Genomic DNA, 8,771 nt, shown 5'->3' with positions numbered 1-8,771 from the left:
GATTTGTAATCAGTAGGTCCGCGGTTCGAGTCCGTGTGGGGGCACCATTTAAATCCTAAATATAACATAGATATCAATTCTTTGCGGTATATTGAGCTACTCCCCATTTGTAGGACAGGTTGTGTCTGTCCCTTTTCGCAAAAGTCAGCCGCAGGGGCTATCCTTGCACGGTCGCCCCCATATCGCGCCCCCTCAGACTGCGGCGAGGGTATCGCGGTAGACCGCCCTTACCTGCAGTTCGATCTTTTCCAGCGGTGCGCCATGCTGCAAATGCTTGACCAGCGCCAAGGCCGCGAGCCGCCCCATTTCCCGGTGAGGAACGTGAACCGTCGTCAGGGGCGGGTGTACGACCTGCGCCAACTCGATATCATCAAAGCCAATAATTGAGACATCACGCGGCACGTCGATACCCATCTCTCTCGCTTTTCGTATGGCCCCGACAGCAAGAACATCGTTGCCGCAGAAAACCGCCGTAGGTTTAGGTGACGCGGCCATCAACTGCGCGAATGCGCGCGCACCTTCTTCGATGCCGTATTTGGTCTCGACATAGTGCAGGTCCGAGACGGGAAGCCCCTTGTCCTGCATCGCCGCGATCACACCATTTTGGCGGTCAAGGGCGCGATCATTCGATGCCGTTTGCGCAGAAATCATGGCGAGCTGTCTATGGCCCATCTCGATTACTTTGCTGGCCATCGCGCGCATCGCGCCCTTGTTGTCAAATCCGATAGAAGGGCGATCTGACATCGGATCAAAAGCCCATGTTACAAGAACCGGCACGTTCTGAGCCTCAAGAAAGCGGTAGATTTCGGGATTTCGGCTATGTCCGATCAGGAGCAATGCATCTGCGCCTCGCGCGACAAGAGATCTGATTTGCTCTTCTTCGGTCTCTGCGTGATATCCGGTGCTCGCCACGAGCATCGTATAACCGTGCTGCCGCAGCTCGTCCTGAAAGGCTTGCAGGCCACGCGCAAAGATCGCGTTCTCCATTGTGGGGATGATTGCGCCAATGGTTTTCGTCTGTCGTGCAGCCATCACGCGCGCACCAAAATTCGGTGAATACCCCAGTTTGGATACGGCTTCATTCACCTTTTCACGGGTTTTCAAAGCGACCTTGTCTGGAAAATTGATCGCGCGCGAAACCGTTGCCGTGGACACGCCGGCAAGGTTTGCCACATCTTCAAGCGTCGGTATGGGGTTCTGCGCTGTCATACACTTTCCATTTTCAACGTTTCGGCATTCTTAGCGGTAACGAGGCAGTTGAGATAGTGATAATTTCGGCAAAATGAAAAGCTTGCGTGAAATGTATGTAAGCGCTTACACTGAGAGCGAATCGGAGCAACGACAAGGGAGGAGTCGCGACATGCCGCTTTTCGGAGCAATCATTCTGTTCGTCCTTTTCGCAATAAACGTAGGCTTAGGCTCATTTGCGGACGCATCTTTCCTCAACGATGTAGGTGAAATGCTGCTGTTGCTGGCTGTGGCCATCTTGTTCGTTGTTGCGATTCTACAAAAGGAAGCCGCATCCAAGAAGTGATGCGATCAATTTGTCCAGGGAGGACACTTAAATTGGATAAAAAATCAGATAGCCTGAAATCGGCCGCACGCCGGAATTTCCTCAAGCTGGCCGGAACGGGCGGCTTCACAGCAGCCGTCGTTGCGGGTGCTGCCGGGACGTTGTGGTCAACAGAGGCCGTCGCGCAGACTGCAAATGAAGAGCGTGAGCGCGAAGCGGCTGCAGAGCACATCATGACAGTTGCCACAGCCTATGTGCTGGGCGCGTCACGTGGCTACCCAATCATGCAGCTTGATCTCAAAGAGAACATCCAGAACGCGACCAACGGCAAAGTCTATGTCAAGCTCGCGCCGGGTGGTCAGTTGGGTGCTGGTGGTTCGCTGGTCCAAAAAGTACAGGGCGGCACAATCCAGGCGGCGCAGCATTCGTTGTCCAACTTTGCGCCATTCGCATCCGTCGTTGACCTGATTAACATGCCCTACCTGTGTGGTTCCAACCAGCGGTTCACGAACCTCGTGCACTCTGACATCTGGGCGCAGGAAGTGAACCCGAAGGTTGAAGCTGCCGGCTTCAAGCCACTGTTCTACGTCAACATCGATCCGCGTGTTGTGGCCGTTCGCGCCGGTGGTTCCGGTCCGGTACTGACACCGAGTGACCTTGATGGCGTGAAGTTCCGCGTCCCTGGATCAGCCATGTTGCAGCAGTACTACCGCATGGTCGGTGCGAACCCGACACCGGTTGCATGGGGCGAAACACCTTCCGCGATCAAGCAAGGTGTTGCAGACGCGCTTGACCCATCTGTTGGCGCCCTAGAGGTCTTTGGCTTCAAAGACATCCTGAGCCATGTCACGTTCACGCAAGCCGTTCCAGACAGCCAAGTCTATTCCTGTAACCTTGAGTGGTTCAACTCTATGCCTGCCGACGTGCAGGACGGCATCATGGAAGCGTCTGTTATCACGCGTCACCAGAACCTTGCAAAAGTACCATCCGCACGGAACTACGCGATGGCGGAACTGCGCAAAGCAGGCGTTCAATTCCACTCACTGACGGACGATCAGCTGGCCGAATGGCAAGCGGTCGGCGGCTATCAGAACGCAGAGTGGGACAGCTTCAAGGTTGAGCTGGCTGGCTCGATGGAGACATTCGCGAAACTGGTTGAAGCAGCAGGCACAATGGGCCGCTACTACGTCAACGACGCATAATCCGTTTCAAACAGGCGCCCCGAACACGGGCGCCTGTTTGCCATTTCCAACGACCGAAATCTGAGACAGCGCGTATTCGCTTTTGTGCCGCTGCGGGAGAGGTGCATCATGAACATACTGCGCATACTTGATAAAAACGCTGAGCGGTGGCTGCTGTTGATCTTTTACGTCATGCTTGTCGTGACAATGTCGGTCGAGGTCCTGCGGCGCGAGGTCTTTTCCTACTCGTCGATCTGGGGAGAAGAGATCGTGCGATATTCTTTTATCTATTTGGCATGGATTGGTGCTGCAGTCGCGGTCAAGGATCGCATCCACATCCGTATCGACGTGATTATGCATTACCTGGGGCCACGGCCAAAGGCGCTGCTGTATATCTTCGGTGATTTGGTCATGTTTGTTGTGGCTATCATCGCGCTCTACTGGTCATGGGAGGCTGTATACATCTCGGCCAAGTTCGGGTCGGTGACAGATGGCCTGCGCGTGTCAAAGGTTTGGGCGCTGATGGCGGTGCCAGCTGGCTTTAGTTTGATGATGCTGCGACTGATCCAGTCTTTCATTCGTGATCTGCGCGCTCTTCGTGACGGCAAGCCCGTCCACGAAGGCGAAACACTGTTTGATTAAGGAATTATCCAATGCTTTTTAACACCTTTAGTCAAACGGTTGAGCTCGGGTGGGATTTCTACACGCCAGTGATCCTGTTCGTTGTCCTGATCGCATTGGCTGTCCCGGTTTGGGCGTCAATTGGTGCTGCGGCTATTGTCATGCTGGTAATGTCTGGCGACCTGCCGCTAAGCGCTGTTGGTGAAAGCTTGTTCACCGGAATTGATGCCTTTGCGCTGACGGCTGTTCCTCTTTTCATCCTGACGGGCGACGTGCTTGTCAGAACCGGACTAAGTCGCAAATTCTTGGATGTGGCCGAAGCGCTGACACAATTCGCCAAGGGCGGATTCGGCTCGGCGACCGTGCTTGTTTGCGGTATGTTTGCCGCGATTTCCGGCTCAGATGCCGCGGGCGCTGCGGCTGTCGGTCGGATGACAATCGCGCGTCTGGTTGAAAGCGGCTATCCGCGACCCTACGCTTGTGCGCTTGTTGCGGCGGGTGCTTGTACCGGCATCCTGATCCCGCCATCCATCGCTTATATCATCATTGGTCTGGTGTTGGGTATATCAGCTTCGACCTTGTTCTTGGCCGCCGTGATCCCCGGTCTGGCAATCCTGACCTCGATCCTCGTCACCAACATTATTGTAAACCGGATTTACGGCTATGAGGGTGGCGGCAATGTCACCATGGCCGAGTATTTCAGCAACCTCTTTGCCGCGCTGAAATCCGGCTGGTACGCTTTCATCGTGCCAGGCATCATCTTTTACGGCATCTTTTCGGGCCGTATGACACCCACCGAAGCGGGTGCAACCGCGGTGATTGTGACGATCATCATGGGCTTCATTTTGGGAACGCTGAAATTGTCGGACTTCCCCGCAATGTTACTGAGCTCTGCGAAGGTGAACGGCATCATCCTGCCAATCATCGCCTTTTCCGCGCCGCTGGCGGAGGCTTTGGCTATCATGGGGGTCCCGCAAGGCTTTGTTGCGTCGATGACCTCACTGACTGATGAGCCGTGGATCCTGATCCTGATTATGATCGGCATCTTGATTGCGGCTGGTTGCGTCATGGAAACGACCCCGAACATCGTGATCCTTGCACCGATTTTGCTGCCATTGGCGCAAAATATCGGCATGAACGAGATCCAGTTCTGCATCATGATGATTACGGCACTCGGTGTTGGTTTCATCACGCCACCTCTGGGGCTCAATCTCTTTGTGGTGGCCGGCATCACCGGAGAATCCATCTTAAAAATTGCAGCACGGGCGGTTCCGTTCGTGCTGTGTATGCTCGTTGTCGTTCTGATGATCGCTTATATCCCTGCGATTTCGACCACGATGCTTCCTGATATCTATAAATAAGGCAGACAGTTATGGCACTTGATTATCTAAAGAAGGCGACATTGACGGCGCAGTCCGGCGCATCTGATGTACATGAGTTGGTCAAGGGAATTCTTGATGACATCGAGGTTGGCGGCGACGCGAAGGCGATGGCGTATGCAGCGAAGTTCGATAAATACGAAGGCAATGTCATGCTGACGGCTGCAGAGATTGCGGCGGCGACGGCGAAGGTGCCTGAGAAGTTGAAGGAAGACATTCAGTTTGCGCATGACAACGTGCGTCGCTTTGCCGAGGCGCAAAAGGCAACGGTGAGCGATATTGAGTATGAGATCGTGCCGGGGCTTGTTGCCGGTCAGAAGGCGATCCCGGTTGATGCGGCGGGCTGTTATGTCCCCGGCGGCCGCTACAGCCACATTGCATCTGCGATCATGACGGTGACGACAGCGAAGGTTGCGGGTTGCAACCATATCGCTGTGGCGTCTCCGCCGCGTCCCGATGTGGGTGTTGCTCCGGCGATTATCTATGCGGCCCATATTTGCGGTGCCGATAAGATCATGGCGATGGGTGGTGTGCAGGGTGTCGCTGCGATGACCTTTGGTTTGTTTGGCTTGCCCAAGGCGAACATCCTGGTGGGTCCGGGCAACCAGTTTGTGGCTGAGGCCAAGCGGATCCTGTTTGGCCGGGTTGGCATCGACATGATCGCGGGTCCGACCGATAGCTTGATCCTTGCTGATAAAACGGCCGATCCGCATATCGTGGCGACTGACTTGGTCAGCCAGGCTGAGCACGGTTATAACTCTCCTGTTTGGTTGGTGACGGATGACCGTGCGCTGGCTGAGGACGTGATGAACCGCGTGCCTGCTCTGATTGCGGACCTGCCAGAAGTGAACCGTGACAACGCTGCGGCGGCTTGGCGTGACTATGCTGAAGTCATTGTTTGTGCGGACCGTGAAGAAATGGCGGCCTGCTCTGATGATTATGCCCCTGAGCACCTGACCGTGCAGGCTGCGGATTTGCCGTGGTGGCTGGATCGTCTGAGCTGCTATGGCTCGCTGTTCCTGGGTGAAGAGACCACAGTTTCTTACGGCGACAAAGCCTCTGGCACGAACCACGTTCTGCCGACATCGGGTGCGGCGTCCTATACCGGTGGTTTGTCGGTCCACAAATACATGAAGATCGTTACATGGCAGCAAGCCACCCGTGATGGCTCCAAGCGGGTGGCGGAAGCGACCGCGCGGATTTCCCGCCTTGAAGGTATGGAGGGCCACGCCCGTGCGGCAGATGTGCGGCTTGCCAAATACTTCCCCGGCGAGAACTTCGATCTGACCCCTGATGAGTGATCCGCGCGATCTCTTTGATCTGACCGGTCGTGTTGCTTGCGTCACTGGCGCAAGTGCAGGGCTGGGCCAGCGTGCGGCGGTTGCATTGGCGGCGGCTGGCGCAAAGGTCGTGGGCGTTGCCCGACGAGCGGAGGCTTTGGACAAATGGGCCGCTGACATTGGTGCGCAGGCGGCTGTTGTTGCGGCAGACCTGTCGCAGCGCGACAGGATCAAGGAGATTGCTGCGGCGATCAGGGCCCCCTTCGGGGCGCCTGACATTGTGGTGCATGCCGCGGGCATCAACACCCGCGAGGCGGCTGATGATGTCACTGATGCGGGCTGGGATGTGACGATGAACCTGAACCTCGCGGCACCTTTCTTTCTGAGTCAGGCGTTTGCGCCTGCGATGAAGGCAAAGGGCTGGGGGCGGATTGTGAACTTCGCGTCCTTGCAGACCACACGGGCCTTTCCGGGCGGTCTGAGCTATGGTGCGTCCAAGGCTGGTGTGGGGCAATTGACCCGTGCGATGGCTGAGGCGTGGTCAAAAGACGGGATTACCGCCAATGCAATCGGTCCGGGGTTCTTTCCGACCGAACTGACGGGGCCGGTCTTTGCCGATTCTGCCCGTGCGGCGCGCAATGCGGCCAATACATGCGTGGGCCGCAACGGTGATCTGTCGGATATCGACGGGCCGCTTTTGTTTTTATGCTCTGATGCTTCGTCCTATGTCACAGGACAGGTCTTGATGGTGGACGGGGGGTTCACAGCCAAATGAAAGCACTTGTTTATGAAGGTGTGGAAACACTTGTTTACCGCTACATGCCGGACCCGGTACCGGGCCTGGGCCAGAGCCTTGTCAAGATCGCGGCTTCGGGGATCTGCGGCTCTGACATGCACGCGTATCTGGGCCATGATGAGCGGCGTCCAGCCCCCTTGATCCTTGGCCATGAGGCCGCGGGCGTCGTGCAGGGGGGCGAATTTGACGGCAAGCGCGTCACGATCAATCCGCTGACGACATGCGGCCTGTGTGCGGCATGCAAGGCAGGTCGTGACAATTTATGTGCGGACCGGATGATTATCTCCATGCCCCCGCGCGAGGGCGCTTTTGGGGATATGGTGATTATGGCCAACCGTAATCTGGTAGACGTGCCCGCTGATGTGCCGTTTGCCAAGGCGGCCTTGGCAGAGCCTTTGGCTTGCGGTTGGCACGCTGTGCGTTTGGGGTCAGAGGCATTGGATACGCCGCTTGCCGATGCGCGGTGTGTTGTGATCGGTGGTGGTGCAATTGGTGTGGGTGCAGCACTTTGCCTTGCGGCCTTTGGGGCGACGGATATCAAGGTGGTTGAGCCGAATGCTGTGCGCCGGGCGACGCTGGACACGATTGACGGGTTCACGGCCGTTGCCCCGGGGGCGGTGATGCAGGCGGATCTGGTGATTGACGGTGTTGGCTATGCGGCGACCCGTGCGGATGCCACAGCGATCACCCGTCCGGGCGGTGTCATTATGCATATCGGTTTGGGTGAGGGGACAGGTGGTCTGGATATCCGCCGGATGACCCTGCAAGAGATCACCTTTATCGGGACTTACACCTACACCGCCCAGGACTTCCGCGACACGGCGGCGGCGATCTTTGACGGGCGGCTTGGAGCACTCGACTGGACCGAAGAGCGGCCTTTGTCCGAAGGTGCGAAAGCCTTTGCCGATATTCGCGCAGGCGTGGTGGCGGCTCCCAAGATCATTTTACGGCCCTAACGAAAGACGAAACCCCAAGGAGGTTTGACATGTACAAGCATATTCTGGTTCCCATGGCGCTCGATCACGGGATCGCCGAGACAACGATGCAGATTGCGCGCGCGCTGCTGGCCGATGGTGGTAAGATCACTGCGTTGCACGTGCATGAAGCCCCGAACAATTCTGTCAGCGCCTATGTGGATAAAAGCGTCATCGAAGAGGCCTTCGCCCGTTCGCAGACTGAGATGAAAGAGCGCGTCTCGGCGATGGAGGGTGTTGAGGCGTTGACGGTGAAAGGTCACAGCGGTCGTACCATCCTTGATGCTGCCGCATCGCTTGGGACCGACTGCATTGTGATTGGCTCTCATAAGCCCGGGCTTATCGACTATCTACTTGGATCGACCGCGGCCCGCGTTGTCCAGCACGCCCCTTGTGCTGTGCATGTGGCCCGCTACCCCGCTTAACCCCGCAACCCCGTTTTAACCCGCAACGCGCCGGTCAATGTGCTGGCGCAATCTAGGAGACATAAGACTTTGGATATCAGCAGACAGATCGTGGATGACTTTGTCGCCAACGATGTATCCTTTATCACCACAGTGCCATGCAAGCAGCTGGCCGGCGTTATCGACGAGGTCGAGGCGCGCCCTGAAATCTTCCATATCCCCTCCAACAAAGAGGACGAGGGGATGGGCCTTTGTGCGGGTGCATTCATGGGCGGCAAGCGCCCCGCGATCATCATGCAGAACACGGCGATCGGTGTGACGATCAACACGTTGGCGACACTGACCCAGTATTACCGGATGCCGTTGCCGATGCTCATCAGCTACCGCGGAGAGCTGCGCGAGCCTGTGGCGTGTCAGGTGGAGATGGCGGTGCACACCAAGGCGCTGCTGAACCAGTTGCATATTCCGACCTATCACTTCCACAAGGAATCGGATGCGGATGAGCTGGATGCGATCCTGAAATACACCTTCATGTGCAACAAACCTGTGGCGATCCTGACGGATGCGTCCTTCTGGGGAGGCTACGGCGACCAATGATCCGTTCTGAAATCCTGCGCGAAATC

Annotated in this window: 10 protein-coding genes; 9 read left to right on the top strand and 1 reads right to left on the bottom strand. The window is 56.7% G+C overall.

The window, feature by feature from the left end:
• Positions 1 to 192 precede the first annotated feature (192 nt).
• Positions 193 to 1,209, bottom strand: a complete 1,017-nt coding sequence (locus ACFDSS_RS12010; RefSeq protein WP_375255981.1) for a LacI family DNA-binding transcriptional regulator — start codon at positions 1,207 to 1,209, stop codon at positions 193 to 195.
• A gap of 151 nt (positions 1,210 to 1,360) precedes the next feature.
• Here ACFDSS_RS12010 and ACFDSS_RS12005 point away from each other — a divergent pair, with 151 nt between their 5' ends.
• The 9 genes from ACFDSS_RS12005 (at position 1,361) to ACFDSS_RS11965 (ending at position 8,745) form a co-directional block, all read left to right on the top strand.
• Entirely contained in the window at positions 1,361 to 1,534 is a 174-nt protein-coding gene (locus ACFDSS_RS12005) for a hypothetical protein (RefSeq protein ID WP_375255980.1), read from the top strand.
• Positions 1,535 to 1,566: 32 nt separating this feature from the next.
• Positions 1,567 to 2,715, top strand: a complete 1,149-nt coding sequence (locus ACFDSS_RS12000) for a TRAP transporter substrate-binding protein (protein WP_375255979.1) — start codon at positions 1,567 to 1,569, stop codon at positions 2,713 to 2,715.
• Between the two features lie 108 nt (positions 2,716 to 2,823).
• Positions 2,824 to 3,336 carry a TRAP transporter small permease gene (locus ACFDSS_RS11995; RefSeq protein ID WP_375255978.1) on the top strand — a complete coding sequence of 171 codons (513 nt, stop codon included), beginning with the start codon at positions 2,824 to 2,826 and terminating at the stop codon, positions 3,334 to 3,336.
• Between the two features lie 11 nt (positions 3,337 to 3,347).
• Complete coding sequence (locus ACFDSS_RS11990; protein WP_375255977.1) at positions 3,348 to 4,676, top strand: TRAP transporter large permease; 1,329 nt, start codon at positions 3,348 to 3,350, stop codon at positions 4,674 to 4,676.
• Between the two features lie 11 nt (positions 4,677 to 4,687).
• Positions 4,688 to 5,995, top strand: a complete 1,308-nt coding sequence (gene hisD / locus ACFDSS_RS11985) for a histidinol dehydrogenase (RefSeq protein ID WP_375255976.1) — start codon at positions 4,688 to 4,690, stop codon at positions 5,993 to 5,995.
• Entirely contained in the window at positions 5,988 to 6,749 is a 762-nt protein-coding gene (locus tag ACFDSS_RS11980) for an SDR family NAD(P)-dependent oxidoreductase (RefSeq protein ID WP_375255975.1), read from the top strand. The genes hisD and ACFDSS_RS11980 overlap by 8 nt, the downstream gene beginning before the upstream one ends.
• Entirely contained in the window at positions 6,746 to 7,726 is a 981-nt protein-coding gene (locus ACFDSS_RS11975; RefSeq protein ID WP_375255974.1) for an alcohol dehydrogenase catalytic domain-containing protein, read from the top strand. The genes ACFDSS_RS11980 and ACFDSS_RS11975 overlap by 4 nt, the downstream gene beginning before the upstream one ends.
• A 29-nt stretch (positions 7,727 to 7,755) precedes the next feature.
• Complete coding sequence (locus tag ACFDSS_RS11970) at positions 7,756 to 8,169, top strand: universal stress protein (protein ID WP_375255973.1); 414 nt, start codon at positions 7,756 to 7,758, stop codon at positions 8,167 to 8,169.
• 69 nt (positions 8,170 to 8,238) lie between these two features.
• On the top strand, positions 8,239 to 8,745 hold the full coding sequence (locus tag ACFDSS_RS11965; protein WP_375255972.1) for a sulfopyruvate decarboxylase subunit alpha: 507 nt from the start codon (positions 8,239 to 8,241) through the stop codon (positions 8,743 to 8,745).
• The last annotated feature ends 26 nt before the right edge of the window (positions 8,746 to 8,771 follow it).

This window comes from Yoonia sp. (assembly GCF_042093035.1).
Lineage (GTDB): Bacteria > Pseudomonadota > Alphaproteobacteria > Rhodobacterales > Rhodobacteraceae > Yoonia.
Note: the sequence above shows the minus strand (reverse complement) of the source record. Positions and strands in the feature narration are given on the sequence as shown.

Excerpts from the sequence above, each read along its gene's own strand:
- ACFDSS_RS12010 (WP_375255981.1), bottom strand. The coding sequence starts at position 1,209 with ATGACAGCGCAGAACCCCATACCGACGCTTGAAGATGTGGCAAACCTT.
- ACFDSS_RS12005 (WP_375255980.1), top strand. The coding sequence starts at position 1,361 with ATGCCGCTTTTCGGAGCAATCATTCTGTTCGTCCTTTTCGCAATAAAC.
- ACFDSS_RS11995 (WP_375255978.1), top strand. The coding sequence starts at position 2,824 with ATGAACATACTGCGCATACTTGATAAAAACGCTGAGCGGTGGCTGCTG.
- ACFDSS_RS11990 (WP_375255977.1), top strand. The coding sequence starts at position 3,348 with ATGCTTTTTAACACCTTTAGTCAAACGGTTGAGCTCGGGTGGGATTTC.
- hisD (WP_375255976.1), top strand. The coding sequence starts at position 4,688 with ATGGCACTTGATTATCTAAAGAAGGCGACATTGACGGCGCAGTCCGGC.
- ACFDSS_RS11980 (WP_375255975.1), top strand. The coding sequence starts at position 5,988 with ATGAGTGATCCGCGCGATCTCTTTGATCTGACCGGTCGTGTTGCTTGC.
- ACFDSS_RS11975 (WP_375255974.1), top strand. The coding sequence starts at position 6,746 with ATGAAAGCACTTGTTTATGAAGGTGTGGAAACACTTGTTTACCGCTAC.
- ACFDSS_RS11970 (WP_375255973.1), top strand. The coding sequence starts at position 7,756 with ATGTACAAGCATATTCTGGTTCCCATGGCGCTCGATCACGGGATCGCC.